An 18,701-nucleotide genomic window follows, 5' to 3' on the forward strand; every position below is an offset into this window, starting at 1 on the left:
TTATTAAATCACGGCACTGAATTCCAGACTCGCCCTGCATCCTGCGGTGCTTGTCTCAGCCACAACGTCAACGGATGCGTTCTTCTCTCACCCAAGAGAAGATCACCCCTCATCTTTTTACGGCCAATGCAGAGTCAGCTTCGGGTCGATAGCTGTCAGTTGCAGCTCTCTGGTTTCGACTCAAAGCAGCCGGTCGGGGCAGTTGAATAAGGCAGCAAGAATCAGATAGTAAGTACTGTGCGTCTTACAGTCTGATAGGACTCCGAACCAATAGGAGTCCGACCATGGCGTTCCGTATAACTGGCCTTGCCCCCGAGCCATTCCAGTCACTTTATGGATTGCCCGACCAGGATCTGGCATCTTTTGGAGTGAAGCGTTACATCGTCGACAGCAACCCGGGTTTTCCTGACCGTATCGAAATGAAAGATGCGGAACTGGGTCAGAGCGTGCTTTTACTCAACCATGTCTGTCAGCCAGCCAAGACGCCATACCGCGCTTCACACGCGATCTTCATACGGGAGTGGGCTACGCAAGCTTATGACGCAGTCGACCAGGTACCTGAGTCGATGCGCATCCGCCTGCTATCACTTCGTGCTTTCAATGATGATGGGATGATGCTGGAAGCCGACGTAGCTGATGGAATGGTGATGGAACCTGTAGTCACTCGGATGTTTGCCAATCCAGAGGTAAGTTACATTCATGTTCACAATGCCAAACAGGGTTGCTACTCAGGGCGAATAGATCGGGCGTAGTTAACGCAGGTCTGTTTGGCCATTCCTTCTATCGAGTCTACCGGTTACCGACTGACCGCTCTTGCCCGCTGCGGCCGGTTGCAACTGACCGATCTTGTCCCAGAGTTGACTGTCAGCTACACCCTTCTTCTCGTACCCATACTGCCTAGCCAGCCTGAACCACGTGGCCTTGCTGGAGTTGCAGTACGCGGTCAAATCCATGCAGGCCGGCATCTCGGATAAAGCACGTGAATCGCGCCCGATGCCACGCGGCGCGCGCCCTTCCGGATCGAACCGAGCGAGACACCTCAATCGAACCAATGCAGCCAGACACCGCGAGAAAAAATTTACCTAACAATCGTTAGATAGGTGTTGACGAGGGCCAGCTGCTTCGCTAAGGTTTGTATACCTAACGAGTGTTAGGTAGACAAACCATCTCTTTTGCAGGATTAACCATGACTACTCAACTCCAGCTTTTCACTTCACCTTCGGCCTTCCCTAACCCGCAGCGTCTGCGCCTGTTCATGCACGAAAAGGGCATCGCTGACCAATTTGCCGAGACCATCTACGACATGTCCCCTGTCGGCGAACAGCGTGGCTGGCGTCATTTGAATATGAACCCGTGGGGCGAAACGCCCACCCTTCAACTGGCTGACGGAAGCTACATTTCAGAAACGGCTGCCATCGTTCGTTATCTCGATCAGGAGTATCCCGGTCGCAAGATCATGGGAGCGACCCCACTGGAACAGGGTCTGGACAACATGTGGGATAACCGGGTGTGGGTGCACATCCTGTACCGCATCGTTACCGCGTTCCATGTGTTGCACACCGGGCTCGGCTTCAAGCTGGAACTGACCAAAAACGAAGCCTGGGGCGAGCACTGCCGTAAGGAAGCGTTGGCTCACGCTGCACTGGTCAATCGTCATCTGTCAGACGGCCGCGAATGGCTGCTGGGCGGCGATGCCCCGACCTTCTCGGACATTACCCTGGCAACCGCGATCGCCTTCTCGAAATTCCCGGTCAACGCCACCCCGTTGGACGAGCGTTTTGAGTTTCTGGATGCGTACTGGCAGCGCTGGACCAAGCGTCCGAGCTTCCAGGCTGCCTACGCTGATGGCAACAGCGGCATTCCTGAACTGGATTCGCCAGCCCGATAACGGTATCTCAATGGAAACTCCGTACGCCGAGATCGCCACACGCAGGCTTTCTCGGTGACGGCAGTGGTCTCCTTGGTATCGGATGACGATGCCGCCTGCTGGACCTTGATGGAACGGCTGCTGTTTAAAGATCCAACTCGCCTTGAGCTCGCTGCTCTCGATGGCAATCTACCGGTCACACGGCAGGCCTTTGCTGTAAATTAGCCACCCTGTTTAAGAGATCGTCCCAAGACGAAAGGCATCAAGATGAGCGTCAACGCCAAAGAGGCCATTTTGCTGGCTGCCAAGAAAATCGCCCAGTCGCAGGGCTACAACGGTTTGAATTTCCGCGACCTTGCGCAAGCCGTTGGTATCAAAGCGGCGAGTGTTTACTACCATTTCCCAAGCAAAGCCGACCTGGGCATTGCCGTTGCCAAACGGTATTGGGAGGACGGCGCGCTCGCGCTCGAGATGATCGAATCTGAAAGCTCTTCCCCGATCGAGGCCTTGCGTCGCTTTCCCGAGATCTTCCGCAGATCGCTTGAGGCCGACAATCGTCTCTGCCTGGGGAGCTTCATGGGGGCTGAAACCGACACTCTGCCCACCGAGATGACGAAAGAAATTCAGACCTTTGCTGATGTGAACATTGCGTGGCTAACCAAGCTTCTATTGGCTGCGAAGGTGTGCGAACCCAGTGAGAGTGAATCCCGAGCACGTGCCATTTTTTCCGCTATTGTCGGTGCCCAGCTCTTCGCCAGAAGTCGCTCGGACATCTCGCTTTTCGATGCCCTGGTCGATTCGTATCGCGCGTATGGGCCGTTGCCGGCGTAGCAAACGCCGCGCCGTGAGCTTTTCGACACGGGTTGAATAGCAGGCTGCTTTGGGGGGCGAGCAGTTCGTAAATGACGGCTGAGGGTGTGCTTGCCCGATACACCTCTTTTCACGGGGTTACGCCCCTCCCCCCACAGCCAGCCGCATGGTCATGCGCAGCCCCTGCCCCGTGTTCTCGGCCCACAGATCGCCGCCTTGCAGCCGCAGCGAATTGCGCGCGATGCTCAAGCCCAGGCCGAAACCGCCGTCACCGGGACGCGCGCCGTCCAGGCGGATGAACGGCGCGAAGATGCGCTCCAAGTCGCCTTCGTCGATGCCCCCGCCTTCGTCTTCCAGCCAGAGCAGCCAGTCATCTCCGTCAAGACGCCCGTCCAGGCGCACGATCCCTTGCGGGGGTGAATGCCGGATGGCGTTGCGCAGAATGTTTTCCAGCGCCTGTGCCAGCGTATTGAGATGGCCACTCACCCAGCATTCGCTGTCCAGATCGCAACGCAATTGGCGGGACGGCCAGCAGGTTTCGAAACAGGCGTCGTCCACCAGCATTTCCCAAAGCGCCACAACCTGAATATCTTCACCGGGAAGTTTTTCGCGTTCGGTGTCCAGCCAGGCCAGTTGCAGGGTGTCATCCACCAGCCGGCGCATGCCGTCGACCTCACGCCGCAAGCGCTCGCGCAGTTCAGTCAGGCTTTGCTCGCTGTCGCACGCCACTCGCAGGCGACTGAGCGGCGTGCGCAGTTCATGGGAAAGGTCACGCAGCAACTGCTGTTGAACCTGCACGGTGGAATGCAGGCGCGCGGCCATGTGATCAAACGCGCGGTTCAGCTCGCCCAGTTCGTCGCGGCGCCCGGTCATTTGCGGGGAGAGACGGCTGGACAGTCGGTCGGCACGCCAGGCGTTGGCCTGTTCGCGCAGTTGATTGAGCGGGCGGATCAGCAGGCGGTACAGCCCTACGCACAACAGCAAGGTGAACAGCGCAGGAATCAGCACGTTGGTGAGCATTTGCCCGATGAGCGCATATCGCCCGGGCTTGAAGCGCTGGGGCAATTCGATCACCAGACTGCCTGCGTCGGGGTTGCCGGGGAAGGCAATCTTGAGCCAGGGCACGGCCTTTTGGCGTGTGCTCATGGGCCAGTCAATGCCGCGCATGAAGGTCATGTGTTGCGACTGATCCCGGGTCAGCGGCGCGCTGCCCAGTGGCTGCAAATCGCTGCCGATCACTGTGATCCAGACGTCTTCCTGCTGACGAATGTGCGTTAGCCATGTGTCGATGCCCGCTCGCCCGCCGGTGTCCCAGGCCTGTTCAGCCTGGGCCGCATAGCCATTGAGTACCCTATGGGCTTCGGCGCTCAGGTAGGCGTTGCGGGTCTCTATGTAGCGGCCCCAATACCAGCTCAGCCAGATCATCAGCAGGCAGAATCCCACCAGCAGAATGGCCAGTTTCCAGAACAGCGAGTGGCGGCCGGGCAGCCGTTTGCGCACCTCAGGCATCCAGCACGACCGCCGTCAAGACATAGCCTTTGCCCCAGACCGTACGCACCTGCCGCGCCTGGTATCCGATGGCCTTGAGCTTGCGGCGAATCTGGCTGATGTGCATGTCCAGGCTGCGGTCATGCTGTGAGTAGCCGCGCTGGAGCACATGCTGATAGAGAAAGGCTTTGCTGAGGACGTCTTCGGGATTGCGCCAGAGGGTGTCGAGCAGGCGGAACTCGGTGCCGGTCAACTGTGCCGGGGCCCCCGCGAACAACACGTCGCAACGCCCTTCGTCGAACGTCAGGCCGTGCGCATCTTCGGTGTCGTCATCGGGCTCCGGCGGGCTTACCGTCAGCGCGTGAAAACGTCGCTCGAGTTCGACCCGGCGCAGGATGGCTTCGATGCGCACTCGCAGCTCATCGACGCTGAAGGGCTTGGGCAGGTAATCGTCGGCACCGTTCTGAAAGCCGGTGATGCGGTCGGCCTCGGCCCCCAGCGCCGACATCAGGATGATTGGCATGCTGTGGCGACGCCGCAGGTGGGTAAGGATGTCGAGGCCGTTCATGCCCGGCAGCAAGATGTCCATCAGCACGACGTCGAACGGCTCTCGCTGCGCGCAGGCCAGCCCTTCGGCGCCATTCTGGCACCAGGTCACCTGAAACCCGCAGCGGTCAAGCTGGTCGTGGACGAAAGCGCCGAGCACGGGGTCGTCCTCGATGGCGAGTATGTGGGGGCGTTGGGTGCTGGCGGGAGTCATTGGCGTCTGCGACTGATTCTCAAGACGCGGATTATTCAAGATTGAGCGTGCCGGGGCAATGCTGGCCCGCCGGTGCCGTGCGCTTTTCAGTGCTGCCGCGGTCAGGGAACCAGACAACCAGGACACCGTCGATTTCCGCGGTGTTACCTCTAATGCATTCCCGGCTAAAGCCGGTCCCACAATGCGTACGCGTTTCTATAGTGGAACCGGCTTCAACAGGTCCCATGGGGCGTACGCGTTTCTATAGTGGAACCGGCTTCAGCAGGTCCCATTTGGCGTGCGCATTTCTGTAGTGGAACCGGCTTCAGCAGGTGCCATCAGGCTTGCGCATTTCTGTAGTGGAACCGGCTTCAGCAGGTGCCATCAGGCGTGCGCGTTCGTGCAGTGGGCACGGCTTGAGCAGGTCCCGTAGGCCTACGCGTTTTTATAGTGGGACCGGCTTCAGCCGGGAAGAGGCCAGTTTGCGCACCCTCCATTGCGCGGTGTGATGTGTCGCTTTTCCCCACCTAAAGCGACTGCTGCGTGGGCAGTTTTCCGTCCATCAGATGCTCGCGCGATTCATCGGGCCAACCCTGGGGAAGCGCAAATGACTACACTGCGCAGATGATCAAGCGTTACGCGCCGCATTGACGCAGCCGTTGCTTGGATTCGTCGGAATTGCTGGAGAACACGTGTGCTGAGAAAAGTGGGCATCAAAGGCCGCGTCATGCTACTGACCCTGGTGCCGGCCTGCATGATGGCGGCATTGCTCGGGGGTTATTTCACCTGGATGCAGCTGTCTGAGCTGCAGACCCAACTGCTCAAGCGTGGCGAGATGATCGCCAACGAGCTGGCGCCCCTGTCTGCCGGTGCGCTGGCTGATGGTGATCAGGCCATGCTGGAGCGTATCGCCGGGCAAGTGCTGGAGCAGGCCGACGTGCGCGCGGTGTCGTTCCTCGACGCTGACCGCGCCATGTTGGCGCACGCCGGGCCGAGCATGATCAACCAGGCCCCGGTCGGTAATAGCTCCCACATACAGCAGCGTTCGGAAAACGACGCCACGCGCTACCTGATGCCGGTGTTCGGGCGCAGTCGCCACCTGACCGGCAATGTCGTTCCGGCCGAGGCCGACCGCCTGCTGGGCTGGGTCGAACTGGAGCTTTCACACAACGGGACGCTGTTGCGCGGCTATCGCAGTCTGTTCGCCAGCCTGATCCTGATTCTCATCGGTCTGGGTCTGACCGCCATGCTGGCGTTGCGCATGAGCCGCACCATCAATGGGCCGATCACGCAGATCAAACACGTGGTCGCGCAGCTCAAAGACGGCAACCTTGAAGCGCGGCTGCCGCCGATGGGCAGTTACGAACTCGACCAACTGGGCTCGGGCATCAACCGCATGGCGGCGACGCTGCAGAACGCCCAGGAAGAATTGCAGCACAGCATCGAGCAGGCCACAGAAGACGTGCGTCAGAATCTGGAAACCATCGAGATCCAGAACATCGAGCTGGATCTGGCGCGCAAGGAGGCCCTGGAGGCCAGTCGGATCAAGTCCGAGTTTCTGGCAAACATGAGCCACGAAATCCGCACGCCGCTCAACGGCATCCTCGGCTTCACCCACCTGTTGCAGAAAAGCGAGCTCACGCCGCGCCAGTACGACTACCTGGGGACCATCGAAAAATCTGCCGATAACCTGCTCAGCATCATCAACGAGATTCTCGATTTCTCGAAGATCGAGGCTGGCAAGCTGGTGCTCGACGCAATCCCCTTCAACCTGCGCGACCTGTTGCAGGACACACTGACCATTCTTGCCCCCGCGGCCCACGCCAAACAGCTGGAGCTGGTGAGCCTGGTCTACCGCGACACGCCGCTGTCACTGGTCGGGGACCCACTGCGGCTGAGGCAGATTCTGACCAATCTAGTCAGCAACGCGATCAAGTTCACCCGCGAGGGGACCATCGTCGCGCGGGCGATGCTGGAGGAAGAGCACGACACCACCGTGCAACTGCGCATCAGCGTGCAGGACACCGGCATCGGGCTGTCCAGTCAGGACGTGCGTGCGCTGTTTCAGGCGTTCAGCCAGGCAGACAACTCGCTGTCGCGCCATTCCGGCGGGACCGGGCTGGGGCTGGTGATTTCCAAGCGACTGGTCGAGCAGATGGGCGGCGAAATCGGCGTCGAAAGCACGCCGGGCGAAGGCTCTGAATTCTGGATCAGCCTGACGCTGCCGAAAACCCGCGACGACCTCGAAGACCTGCCCGCCCCGCCGCTGCTGGGCCGGCGCGTAGCGGTGCTGGAGCATCACGACCTGTCACGCCAGGCGCTTGAGCACCAGTTGGAGGATTGCGGTTTGCAGCCGATGGTCTTCAACAATCTGGAGAACCTCATCAACGGCGTAACGGTGGTGCATCAGACGCCCCACGCCATCGACATGGCTGTGTTGGGGGTGACCGCCCACGAACTGCCACCCGAGCGCCTGCGCCAGCAAATCTGGGACCTGGAAAACCTCAATTGCAAGGTGCTGGTGCTGTGCCCGACCACCGAGCAGGCGCTGTATCAATTGTCGGTGCCTGATGCGTACAACCAGCTTCAAGCCAAGCCGGCCTGTACGCGCAAGTTGCGCCGCGCCCTGTCGGAGCTGATCAATCCCAAGCAGTTGCGCAACGAGGTGCCGGAGCCGCTGTCGAGCCGGCCGCCGCGCATTCTGTGCGTCGACGACAACCCGGCGAACCTGCTGCTGGTGCAGACGTTGCTCGAAGACATGGGCGCGAAAGTGATGGCGGTCGACAGCGGTTACGCTGCCGTGCAGGCGGTGCAGGACGAACCTTTCGATCTGGTGTTGATGGACGTGCAAATGCCGGGCATGGACGGCCGTCAGGCGACCGAGGCGATTCGCGGCTGGGAAAGCGAGCGCCAGGCGACGTCGCTGCCAATCGTCGCTCTGACCGCCCACGCCATGGCCAACGAAAAGCGCGCGCTGTTGCAGAGCGGGATGGATGACTACCTGACCAAACCGATCAGCGAACGCCAGCTGGCGCAAGTGGTGTTGAAATGGACCGGACTGGCGTTGCGCAATCAGGCGCCGGAGCGGCACGTCGAATTTGCCCAGAACGGGCTCAACCTGCAGGTGCTCGATCATGAGGAGGGGCTGCGCCTGGCAGCGGGTAAAGCCGACCTGGCGGCGGACATGCTGGCCATGCTGCTGGCTTCTCTGGCCACCGACCGGGAAGCGATCCGTAACGCCCGCGAGGCCAAGGATACCGTTGCGCTGATTGAACGCGTGCATCGTTTGCACGGTGCGACCCGTTACTGCGGCGTTCCGCAACTGCGCGCGGCGTGCCAGCGCAGCGAAACCCTGCTCAAACAGGATTCTGCCGACAGCGACAAGGCGCTGGACGAGTTGGAGAAGGCGATCAGCCGGCTCGAGACCGAGGCCCGCGTGACGGCTTGATCTGGGTCATCGTGTTCGGTTTTTTAATGGATAGACTGCGGGGTTTCGGTGGTGGATCAGGATGAATAGCGAGTGCTGAAGGGCCCTGTTCGCCAGCAAGCCGGCTCCTGCAGTGGATTAGCGTTAGCTTGATATTCCGCGTCCCCGCCAGGTCCGTAGGAGCCGGCTTGCTGGCGAACGCGGTGGGTCAGGCAATGGCGATAGGGCTGGCAGATCGCGATGTATCAAGCGATGGCTATGGCGCGAACAGATCGCGGTGGGTCAGGCCATGGCGATGGCGCCGGCAGATCGCATTCGCGGGCAACCGCGCTCCTGCAGTGGGTTTGGGTCATCCCCCAATTTCGCGTTCAATACCACATCTGTAGGAGCCGGCTTGCTGGCGAACGCGGTGGTCAGGCAATGACGAAGGCCCTGACGAATCGCGGTGGGTCAGGTGATGACGAAGGCGCGAACAGATCGCGGTGTATCAGGCAAGTACGATGGCGCTGACAGCACGCGTTCGCGGGCAAGCGCGCTCCTACAATGGGTTTGGGTCAGCCCCCAATTTCGCGTCCGATACCACATCTGTAGGAGCCGGCTTGCTGGCGAACGCGGTGGTCAGGCAATGACGATGACGCCGACAGATCGCGTTCGCGGGCAAGCGCGCTCCTACAGTGGGTTGGGTGACCGCCCCAACGCGTTCGAATTCAAGGCCCATCTTTTGAGGAGCAACCATGCGTACGCTTATCTACAGCAGCCAAACCTACGACCGCGAGAGCTTTCTGGCCGCGCAGGTCCTGGCGGACATCGAACTGCACTTCCAGCCCGCGCGGTTGACGCTGGACACCGTGGCGCTGGCCGAGGCGTATGAGGTGGTCTGCGCGTTTATCAATGACGACCTGAGCGCGCCCGTGCTTGAGCAACTGGCCGCTGGCGGCACACGGCTCATCGCCTTGCGCTCGGCAGGTTTCAATCACGTCGATCTTGCTGCCGCCCGGCGTCTGGGCCTGGGCGTCGTTCGGGTGCCCGCCTACTCTCCCCATGCGGTGGCGGAGCATGCGGTGGCGTTGATCCTGTCGCTGAACCGCCACCTGCACCGCGCCTGTAACCGGACCCGCGACGGCGATTTCAGCCTCCACGGCCTGACCGGTTTCGACCTGGTCGGCAAGACCGTCGGCGTGGTCGGCACCGGACAGATTGGCGCCACTTTCGCGCGCATCATGGCGGGCTTCGGCTGCAAACTGCTGGCCTACGACCCTTACCCCAACCCGCAAGTCGAGGCGCTGGGCGCGCGCTATCTGCCCCTCGACGCCTTGCTCGCCGAAGCGCACATCATCAGTTTGCACTGCCCGCTCAACGACGACACCCGGCACTTGATCAACCCCGCGTCGCTGTCACGCATGCAGCGTGGCGCGATGCTGATCAACACCGGACGCGGCGCGCTGGTCAACACGCCGGCATTGATCGACGCGCTGAAAAGCGGCCAGCTGGGGTACCTGGGGCTCGACGTCTACGAAGAAGAAGCCCAGCTGTTTTTCGAAGACCGTTCGGACCTGCCGCTGCAGGACGATGTGCTCGCCCGCCTGCTGACATTCCCCAACGTGGTGGTCACCGCCCATCAGGCGTTTCTCACCCGTGAAGCCCTTGGCGCCATTGCGCAGACGACGCTGGACAACATCAGCGGCTGGGCGACAGGTAGCCCGCAGAATCAGGTGTAGCCCATCGTTCCCAACTGCGTTCTGCCTGCCGCGGTACGGCTTCGGCACAGGCCACGGCACGGCAGATCAGCCCGGTCGTCCGCCGCGCGGCTGCGAGAACCCCGCCGCTAAGTGTTAGCATGCGCGCCTATTTGGAGACCCCCATGGCCGAACACGATTTTCGCTACAGCATGCTTACCCCTCAACACACCCTGATCGAATTCCGCAGCCTGGCCGTCGGTCGTTATCAAGTGACCGGCAACGGCGGCTCAATCAAGCCCGACGACGTTCTATTGGTCACTGTCAAAGGCAGCAAAGAGCTGTTCATGCGCCTGAACGTGGAAAAGGTCCGTCACCTGATCAACCCCACCGGCCAATGGGTAGCCGTGGCCAACGGCCCGGCGTTTACCGAGCTGGCGATCCACACCTGGAAGGTCAACTGCAACGACTGCGGCAAAGAGCGTGAAATCGAATTCATGGTCGATGGCAAAGACGGCAAAAAAGCCCTGAAACCCGCTGCCACCGCGCGCATTCAGGAGCTGGGCTGGAAGGTCGTCGGCGAGAACCACCTGTGCCCTGCCTGCGCGAAGAAAGCCGCATGAAATCGCTGTTGTTGACACTGCTGACAGCCACCCTGATGACCGGCTGTGCCAGCGAGCCTGCACCGCTCAAACAGGACCACGGCTACGTGCTGGAATGGATCGGCGAGCGTCCGTTGATCGACAACAGCCACCTGACCATTACCCTGGGCAACGACGGCCGCGCTTACGGCAACGCCGGCTGCAACCACTGGTTCGCGCCTTACCAATTGCAGGGCGAGACCCTGAGCTTCGGCCCGGTCGGAAGCACCCGCAAAATGTGCGCGCCGGCACTGATGGAGCAGGAGCATCGCTTCCTTGAAGCGCTGGGCAACGTGCAGCGATGGGACATCTCGCCCATCGAGCAATTGCGCCTGTGGCCTGCCCAGGGCAAACCGTTGCGGTTTTGGCTGGAAGAGAACTGACCGCATCCGGACTCACGAATGCGCGTCGCGTGAGTCACCGGGTCGCCGGCAACGGCTGGAATTCCCCGCGCTCCAAATTCTGCACCCGGTTGCCCATGGCGTCCGTTGCATTGAGATCCGCACCTTTGGCGGCCAGTGCCTCAAGAATGTCTTTGCGATGGAACAGCGCCGCGTACATGGCGGCGGTCTGACCGGCGTTATTGCGTTGATCGGCCGCGCAGTCAGCGGCGACCAGTTGCCGAGCGATGCTGAGCTCGCCTTTGAATATCGCCCCCATCAAGGCCGTGTTGCCCCTTAGATCCTTGGCGCAGGGATCAGCACCCGCATTCAGCAGTTGAGTAACGGCCGCTTGTTGCCCGTGGTAAGCAGCGAGAATCAGAGCGGTGTAGCCTTTTTCGTCCTGTACGTTCAGATCGAACCTGGCATTGACGAACTCGCTGAGCATGTCCTGGCGGCCGTCTCGGGCGGCCTGAAAGAACAGCTCCCTGAGCTGCGCCTGGGTGTCGGCGGCGGTGCCGGTATCAGACGGACTGGCGTGGGCCATGCTCGCCGTCATACACAGCAGCAACGCATACAGGGTTGTGCGCATGTGATGTCCTCCACAAGGTGATCGGTTCCAAAAGCCTCGGCCCGCCGTGCAAGCGGGCCGAGGGGGTCGGTCAGTCCTGCAGTGCCGCGGCCAGTTGCTTGACCTTGGCCAGATCGCCCTTGGCAACCTTGGCTACGCCGGTGCCGTATTCCGGGTCAGCCTTGTAAAGGAACGACAGCATGATGTTCTTGCTTTCGGTATCGGTCGTCGCCAGCGATTCACCAAAACTCTGAATCAGGTCCTTGCGGTCCTTCTCGCTATAGGAACGGTACAAGTCGCCCGCCTGCTTGAAGTTCTGCTCTTTCTGGATTTTGGCTTGCTGGGTGCTGCCGGACAACGGCAGTTGGCTGTAGCGCGCCTGTTCCACCGCTGGACGCGGGTTGAGTCGGCTTGGCTCGTAGTTCACGCCAGTCGTGGTGTGCCCGGTATTGAGCGGCCCGTCCTGGTTGCCGTTGTTGACCTTCACCCGTGGCGCGTTGATCGGCAGGCTCAGCACATTCGGGCCCACGCGATAGAGCTGCGTGTCGGCGTAGGAAAACACCCGGCCTTGCAGCAGGCGGTCTTCCGAAGGCTCGATACCCGGCACGACGTTGGCGGGCGCCATGGCGACCTGCTCGGTTTCCTGGAAGTAGTTATCCACGTTCTTGTTCAAGACCATCTGGCCGATTTTGCGCTCGGGGATATTTGGCCAGATTTTGGTCGCGTCCAGCGGGTCGAAGTCGAACTTCGCCAGGTCCTCAGGCTTGACCACCTGGACGTACAGGTCCCACTTCGGAAACTCGCCCTTGTTGATGGCGGCAACCAAGTCGTTGGTCAGGTGGCTGTAGTCCTTGGACTGCACCTCGGCGACTTGCTGTGGATCGAGGTTTTTCAGGCCCTGCAGGCTTTTCCAATGGAACTTCACATAGTTGACTTCGCCCTTGGCGTTCACCAGTTTGTAGGCGTGTACGCCGTTGCCGTCCATGGTCCGATAGCTGGCGGGTGTGCCTTCGTTGGAGTACAGCAGCGTCAATGTGCGCGTGGCTTCCGGAACGTGCGAGAAGAAGTCGAAACGTCGCGAATCGTCATCCAGGTTGGTGCGCGGGTCAGGCTTGAAGGCGTGGACCATGTCCGGGAACTTGATCGCGTCACGGATGAAAAAGGTCGGGAAGTTATTGCCGACCAGGTCCCAGTTGCCATCGGCCGTGTAGAACTTGGTGGCGAATCCGCGAGGGTCGCGCAGGGTTTCAGGGGAGTGGTTGCCGTGAACAACGGCCGAGAACCGCACGAATACCGGTGTGTGCTCGCCTTTGCTGAAGACCTTCGCTTTGCTCAGGTCAGAGGCGTCGTCGGAGGCGACGAATTCGCCGTGTACGCCCGTCCCACGCGCATGCACGACGCGCTCGGGAATGCGTTCGCGATCAAAGCGCTGGAGTTTTTGCAGCAATTGCACGTCTTGCAAGAGGACCGGGCCGGTGGGGCCGGCGGTTTGGGAGTTCTGGTTATCGCCGACGGCGGCGCCGTTGTCGCGGGTCAGGGTGTCTGCATAAGCGGCAGAACTGACCATCAGGCTCGCGCCAATCAGGCTGGCGGCGATAGGGGAGCGGGGTAAGTACATCGTGGACTCTCTCTGTTTTGGTTGTTCTGAGAGTCAAAGCCTACGGTCCGAGCCCGTTATTCCTGAATTGGTTCTGGCTATGTGTTTGATAAATTAACAAATATTGACGCTGGCGTGGTTATCGGCGTAACGGCGGTAGAAGGACTCACTGCGTTAACCCGCCGGGACCATCCTGCGCCGCAGCAACTGCTTGCCCAACCCCTGCCCTTTGAGCTCAACGTAGTGGTAAGTGGCGCAGGAAACCGTCACCACCACCGCCAGAATCAGCAGCACCATCACGTTATTCGACCAGACATGACCTGTGTCCAGGTAACGGATATCCCCGATCATGGGCGCGGCTTCCAGGCCGGTCTTCTTCTGCACCACCATAAACCCCGAAATCACGAAGAACAGCACGGCCAGATGGGTCAGATAGATCGAATAGGACCAGCGCCCCAGACGCGCGAAGAATTCGTACCTGAGCACCCGCGAGAGCGCGCCGCCATCGAAGGCAAACAACACGATGGTCACACAGAACACTGCGCTGGCGGCCAATGATTTTTGCTGCAACTGACTGGTCAGCACCGCCCAGATCGCAATGGCTGCCAGCGCTTCCAGCACGCTGAGCAGCGCAAAGCCCGGCGCTATCCTGCGTCTGAGATGGTTAAAGCACACGTAAGCCAGGGTTCCGGCGAAAAAACAACCCAGACCCTTTTGCGCGTAACTGGTCAGCACGTCCGCCTGACTGTAGAACAGCGCAAATCCGCTGAGGGCAATAACGGCCCACAGCAGGTAGCGACCCACGGACGCGGTGAGCATGGTTGCGGCGAAGACCATATAGGTCCAGTACTCGATGCTGATGCTCCAGGCCGGGGTATTGAATGACAGGTTTTCCGTCAGGTGTGTCCAGCTTTGCAGCAGCAGGAGATTGGGCAGAATCTGCGAGGGCGCGTAGATGCCGGTGAACGGCGTCTGATTGAAGCCGAATCCGTGTTGGTAGGCGGCGTACTTGATGAACTCCAGGCCGACGAACACCGCGAGCATGACGGCATGCAGGGGCAAAAGGCGAAAGGTGCGAGACACCAGAAAGTGGTTGAAATCCAGTTGCGGCTTGCTGCCGTAGGCATGAGCCATGACGAAGCCGCTGAGGACGAAGAAGAACTCGACGAACAGGTCGGCATTGGAGAAGAAGGCCCACTCCGTGACGCTGCCGACCAGGTGAGTGTGGTAGAGCACAACCGCTATCGCGCAAATACCGCGCAGGCTGTCCAGCGCGTGAAATCGTCTCACCTCTTGCATACGAATCCCCGATCAGTTGCTATCGCTCGAAAGCGCCTAAAGCAACCCATCGGGTTCGGCCGCGTTAATACCTCAGGCCAGACGATAGCCCAGCATTGGTTTTGCGCAAGGGAAGTGGTCGAAGACGTGTGATGAAGTGAGGTCAAGGCATGTTGAAGGCCCCTCCCCCATGGGGAGAGGACTTCGATATGTGCGGGTTTGAGCCTGCCGGCGCCAGACCTACAGTGAACTCACCTCGGGATTCAACCGCTCCAGCACGCGCCTGCTATTGCCTCCTCCAAACACACTCATCAGGTCCATGACCCGTACCGGGTCTTTCGGGTCAATGCTCAACTGGATGCCGTCGTTTTTGCCCTTGAACAGCTTGACCATCAGCTCGCAGCCATCACTGAGCATCGGCGCATTCTGCCGCATGCCGCTTTCACAGTTCTTCTGCCAGTTATCCAGGCTTGTTTCAAACCAGGCCTGACGCTGTTTATCGGCGCTGCCGGCAAGCGGGTCCAATGGCGTTGCGTAACGCTGCTGCAGCAGCGCACTGCGCTTGACCATCCCCTTGTCCTGGAAGCTGACTTTCAGCTCGCTCAACTCAGCCCTCGCGAATGCGCCTTGCAAACCCTGGGCTGCGCCGCCGAGTACCGCATAGGCGTCCGTCCTGCTGCCGCGTTGCAAGTCGTTGACCGTACGGTGAAGGTCCTTGACGTTGTCCATGCGATAGCTGGCACTGAAGGTGAACAGGTCAGGCATGTCTACGAAGGTTTCGCCCGTCGCCCGGGTGGCGTCGTCATCCAGGTCAAGGAACAGCGTGAGGTCGAACGGTTTGAGTTGATTGCGCCCGCTGCTCAACAGAGGGCCAAAACCATTCATGCCCATGAAGCCTGCGCCCATCATGCTCGCCATGGCACCCAGGTTTTTGAGGCTCTGCAGCGAGCCGTCAGAAGCCTGAATGCCGGCGGCTTGCAGGCGAACACGGGAACGGCTGTCGCTGTTGATCAGATCGGTCAACGTGACGGTGTCGGCATGTACACCGCCGGACTTGCCGTTACCAAACTCGACGCCTTTGATCACGACCTTGCCGCCGAAGGGCGACGAGCTCACCGACGCCCAACTGAGGCTGTCATTGAGATGGTTGTCGTACACAAAGTCGTCCAGACGCTTCTCGGCCTGCTTGCTGGCATAGGCACAGAGACCAAAATAACCCGCTGCGAGAATCACCACAGCGGCAGCAGGGACAAGCAGTTTTTTCTGGATCATTGCACATCCCCCTCGATACTGCGGTCAGGCCAGGCCTGTTTGAATACCTGGCGCGCCGCGTCGGGTGTCCAGTTGTCGTCGCCCAACTGCATGCGCATGAGTTTCAGTGGATCACGCAGATCGCTGCAGCCCTCTTCGGCGCACGGCTGAAGGTAACTGACAGCGACCAGGGTCAGTGGCAGGTCTTCCCCGTCTCGCTTGACCGGATCCAGCGTGACGTTGCCTTTGGCCAGAAACCAACCCTTCTCGGGTTTTGAATTGGCACCCACGATGTCCAGCTGAGATTCATAGGGATAGTCGGTTTCCCAACGTCCGTCCGACTTGCCGCTTATGTGCACAATCTGGCTGTAGTCGGCTTTGCCGCCGGCCACCAGGCGGGCATACCCTCCTCCCGACATGGGTGAATAACTGACGTCGTTCAGCAGTCGAGACTGGATCTTTTTAAGGTCTTTGGTTTCGGTTTTCAGCCGGGCAAATTGCTCAAGTTGAGTCTGCGCCTGGTAGCCAGCCTGCTGAAGCTTGAGCTGTTCTTCAAACTGGCGCTGATTTTCGGCAGCACGTTGTCGCTCGGCCATCTGCGCCTCATGCATGAAGAGGTAGTTGTTGGCGTTTTGCGGGTTGAACTGCCAGCCTTTGGTGCTCCAGCTACGGTTGATATTGATTTCGTAAAGCCAGCTGTCGCGGTCATTTTTCAGCAGGCCCTGCGATAGATCCCGAACGGCGATGAAGTTAACGCCTGAGGTCTTCGGCTGAACCTGGTCCAGCGCGCTCAGCGCACTGAACACAGTGGTTTTAATGGTTTCAAGCTGGCGGAAAAGCTCCTGATTCTCAGCGACAGCCACCAGCGCCGGGTTGCGTGTATCCCAAGAGCCACTCCAGCTGTAAGACGCTCGCAGCAGGTAATGAATGCGGCTGGCCGGGTCACTGGCAAGCAGCATCAGGGCGTTCTTCTGGTTGTCGAAACCCACGATTGGCAGCGCCGGCGCCTGGCGATTGAACGCGATGCCCTTATGGAAGCTGCCCTCATATTCCTTCAGCTTCACCCCGTCTGCGCGCATGAGCACCACTGCCCCTTCGCCTGTGGCGTAGCCATCGGAGCCACAGGTCACACCGGTGGATTTGGCACTGACAAAGTTGGCGTCACCGTCCGGCTTGTAGGTGGTCCGAAACAGGCAGCCGTTCTGGTCTTTGAGCTCGTAGAAAAAGGTCGCGGCCTTGATCGCATCGGCCTCGGCGGGCGGTGTCCAGCCGGACACCGCAAAAGCCGGCGCCACACGGGCGTTCGTCGCGGGCGCATGTGATTCGGGCAGCGCAATCGGATCAGCCGCTTGTGGCGTTGCAGCAGCGGGTGCGGCTGCAGGCGGTGCAGGGGCTGGAGCTGGAGCTGGAGCTGCAGCCACTGCAGGCGCAGGTGGCGGAACTGGATCTGAAGCCGCAGAGGCTGCAGGTGCAGGTGCAGTCACCGGATTTGCCGCCTTAGCCGCAGCGGGTACAGCGGGTGCAGGTGCAGGTGCAGGTGCAGGAACAACCGGCGCGGAGGTCGGGTTTGGCTCAGGCACACGTGCGGCAGCGCTTTCAGAGCCCGATGCAGCCGACGCAGGGCTTGCCGCTACGTGGCTGGACCAATCCTCAGCCTTCGCGGCCGCGCCATTGGCAACAAGCTGACCTTGGGCGTTGTAGCTTTTCCAGGTCACCGTCGCAGCGCTCGGGCACTGGCTGGCAAGCAGGCCGCCCAGTTTAGGCAGCAGGCGCGCCACCGCTGCGTTATCCGGCGAGCCTGCGAAGGCAAAGCGCAACGCAAGCGGGTTGGTGCACCACGGCTGGTTGTCGGCATGGTCAACGAATACTTCGACGTTTTCGCCCTTGGAAAACGCCAGTCGGTACGCGGCCGCATGGACGTTCGCGCAGACGGCGAGCCCCAGGAGGGCCAGCGGCAATTGTTTACTCAGGTTTTTCATCAAATCAGTTCCCAGGCGCCGTCGCCCGCCTGGCAGGCCTTGACAGTCTGCTTCTCGGCTTGACTGTCCTTGGCTTTGACGTCGTAGGTAATCGTGCGGCAGGTGGTTTGTGCAGTGAGCTTGTCTTCCACCGGCTTGGCATCGATGGCATCAAGATCTACGCCCTGTTTGGCGGCGCTGGCAGCGTCGAGGTTGTCCAGATCGGTGGCGCTGTCGGCAGGCGCCTGTTTGGCAGCATTGGCGGCAACCATGACAGGCTTGGGCGCCACGGCTTCCACCAGTGGGGCGTACACGTAGCCTACGGTCACGCCGCGGCGGCCGACCATGATCCAGTCGTTGTGGGTGCGGCCCAACGCCGTGAAGGTCGAGCTCGGCGGTAACCCACCCACTTTCTCGGCATTGCTGTCCGGCGCGCTGCGCAGGTTGGCCGATTTGATGGTCCGGTAGGGCTTGTTCAACACGGTCATGTCGGTGACCGGCTGGATCTTCGGCAGGCGCTTGACCGCTACCTGGCGCGCCTGGGTCTCGGTACTTACCGGGGTAATTTGTGCGGTGCTGCCGCTGTGATCGGACTGCCAGCTGCTGGCCTGCCCGTCCTGGTTTCTGCTGAGCACTTGCTGGGTCTGGACGGCGAGCGCCGCACGGTCAGCCTCATCCATCTTCGCGCCGATGGTTTTACCCAGCAATGCGCCGCCGAGGCCGCCGATCAACATCGCTGCGGTTCGCCCGCCGCCCGAGCCAATGCGGCTGCCGATCAGCACACCAGCGGCGCCGCCAATGACCGTGCCGATGTTTTCCTTGTTAGCCCAGTCGGGACCCGACGTGGCGCAACCGGATGAAAAACCAATGCTCAATACGAGCAACGCGGCAGCGGTTTTTTTTGCAAGATCCATCGCACAGTCCTCTGGCGTAAAAGAGAAATCTGCAGGGATGGATCAGCACATCGGTGTAATCAAGCGGCCTTCATCCCTGAAGAAGTGCGCGGATTACACACAAA

At 60.5% G+C, this 18,701-nt stretch carries 15 protein-coding genes; 7 read left to right on the forward strand and 8 right to left on the reverse strand.

Annotation, left to right across the window (positions count from 1 at the left end; genetic code table 11):
• The first annotated feature begins 284 nt into the window (after positions 1 to 284).
• From QRN48_RS18600 to QRN48_RS18610, 3 genes are all read left to right on the forward strand, one after another.
• Positions 285 to 752 carry a DUF1203 domain-containing protein gene (locus tag QRN48_RS18600; protein ID WP_191945593.1) on the forward strand — a complete coding sequence of 156 codons (468 nt, stop codon included), beginning with the start codon at positions 285 to 287 and terminating at the stop codon, positions 750 to 752.
• A 434-nt stretch (positions 753 to 1,186) separates the two neighbouring features.
• Complete coding sequence (locus QRN48_RS18605) at positions 1,187 to 1,888, forward strand: glutathione S-transferase family protein (RefSeq protein ID WP_191945592.1); 702 nt, start codon at positions 1,187 to 1,189, stop codon at positions 1,886 to 1,888.
• 246 nt (positions 1,889 to 2,134) lie between these two features.
• The gene (locus tag QRN48_RS18610; protein WP_285352259.1) at positions 2,135 to 2,698 is read left to right on the forward strand and encodes a TetR/AcrR family transcriptional regulator; all 564 of its coding nucleotides are present in this window, start codon (positions 2,135 to 2,137) and stop codon (positions 2,696 to 2,698) included.
• 117 nt (positions 2,699 to 2,815) lie between these two features.
• Here QRN48_RS18610 and QRN48_RS18615 read toward each other — a convergent pair whose 3' ends face one another.
• Positions 2,816 to 4,186 carry a HAMP domain-containing sensor histidine kinase gene (locus QRN48_RS18615; RefSeq protein ID WP_191945590.1) on the reverse strand — a complete coding sequence of 457 codons (1,371 nt, stop codon included), beginning with the start codon at positions 4,184 to 4,186 and terminating at the stop codon, positions 2,816 to 2,818.
• Positions 4,179 to 4,925 (reverse strand): response regulator transcription factor, encoded by a 747-nt coding sequence (locus tag QRN48_RS18620; protein ID WP_191945589.1) that lies wholly within the window; start codon positions 4,923 to 4,925, stop codon positions 4,179 to 4,181. The genes QRN48_RS18615 and QRN48_RS18620 overlap by 8 nt, the downstream gene beginning before the upstream one ends.
• Before the next feature lie 673 nt (positions 4,926 to 5,598).
• On the opposite strand from QRN48_RS18620, the gene QRN48_RS18625 reads away from it, so the two are divergent.
• The 4 genes from QRN48_RS18625 to QRN48_RS18640 all read left to right on the forward strand — a co-directional run bounded on the left by QRN48_RS18625 (position 5,599) and on the right by QRN48_RS18640 (position 11,031).
• A complete protein-coding gene (locus QRN48_RS18625; RefSeq protein WP_191945588.1) occupies positions 5,599 to 8,352 on the forward strand; it encodes an ATP-binding protein in 2,754 nt (917 codons plus the stop codon).
• Between the two features lie 713 nt (positions 8,353 to 9,065).
• Complete coding sequence (locus QRN48_RS18630) at positions 9,066 to 10,049, forward strand: 2-hydroxyacid dehydrogenase (protein ID WP_285352265.1); 984 nt, start codon at positions 9,066 to 9,068, stop codon at positions 10,047 to 10,049.
• Between the two features lie 143 nt (positions 10,050 to 10,192).
• Complete coding sequence (locus tag QRN48_RS18635; RefSeq protein WP_285352267.1) at positions 10,193 to 10,630, forward strand: hypothetical protein; 438 nt, start codon at positions 10,193 to 10,195, stop codon at positions 10,628 to 10,630.
• Complete coding sequence (locus QRN48_RS18640; RefSeq protein ID WP_191945585.1) at positions 10,627 to 11,031, forward strand: META domain-containing protein; 405 nt, start codon at positions 10,627 to 10,629, stop codon at positions 11,029 to 11,031. Before QRN48_RS18635 ends, QRN48_RS18640 begins: the two co-directional genes overlap by 4 nt.
• Before the next feature lie 34 nt (positions 11,032 to 11,065).
• Here QRN48_RS18640 and QRN48_RS18645 read toward each other — a convergent pair whose 3' ends face one another.
• From QRN48_RS18645 to QRN48_RS18670, 6 genes are all read right to left on the reverse strand, one after another.
• Complete coding sequence (locus tag QRN48_RS18645) at positions 11,066 to 11,620, reverse strand: ankyrin repeat domain-containing protein (RefSeq protein ID WP_191945584.1); 555 nt, start codon at positions 11,618 to 11,620, stop codon at positions 11,066 to 11,068.
• Positions 11,621 to 11,690: 70 nt separating this feature from the next.
• The gene (gene katB, locus QRN48_RS18650; RefSeq protein WP_244653757.1) at positions 11,691 to 13,166 is read right to left on the reverse strand and encodes a catalase KatB; all 1,476 of its coding nucleotides are present in this window, start codon (positions 13,164 to 13,166) and stop codon (positions 11,691 to 11,693) included.
• A gap of 204 nt (positions 13,167 to 13,370) precedes the next feature.
• A complete protein-coding gene (locus QRN48_RS18655; RefSeq protein WP_191945582.1) occupies positions 13,371 to 14,495 on the reverse strand; it encodes an acyltransferase family protein in 1,125 nt (374 codons plus the stop codon).
• 219 nt (positions 14,496 to 14,714) lie between these two features.
• Positions 14,715 to 15,746: a hypothetical protein gene (locus QRN48_RS18660; RefSeq protein ID WP_285352271.1), complete on the reverse strand. Its 1,032-nt coding sequence runs from the start codon at positions 15,744 to 15,746 to the stop codon at positions 14,715 to 14,717.
• On the reverse strand, positions 15,743 to 17,704 hold the full coding sequence (locus tag QRN48_RS18665) for a hypothetical protein (RefSeq protein ID WP_285352273.1): 1,962 nt from the start codon (positions 17,702 to 17,704) through the stop codon (positions 15,743 to 15,745). The genes QRN48_RS18660 and QRN48_RS18665 overlap by 4 nt, the downstream gene beginning before the upstream one ends.
• Positions 17,704 to 18,597 carry an SH3 domain-containing protein gene (locus QRN48_RS18670; RefSeq protein ID WP_285352275.1) on the reverse strand — a complete coding sequence of 298 codons (894 nt, stop codon included), beginning with the start codon at positions 18,595 to 18,597 and terminating at the stop codon, positions 17,704 to 17,706. Before QRN48_RS18670 ends, QRN48_RS18665 begins: the two co-directional genes overlap by 1 nt.
• Between the last annotated feature and the right edge of the window lie 104 nt (positions 18,598 to 18,701).

It is taken from the genome of Pseudomonas sp. ME-P-057 (assembly GCF_030208975.1).
GTDB lineage: Bacteria > Pseudomonadota > Gammaproteobacteria > Pseudomonadales > Pseudomonadaceae > Aquipseudomonas > Aquipseudomonas lutea.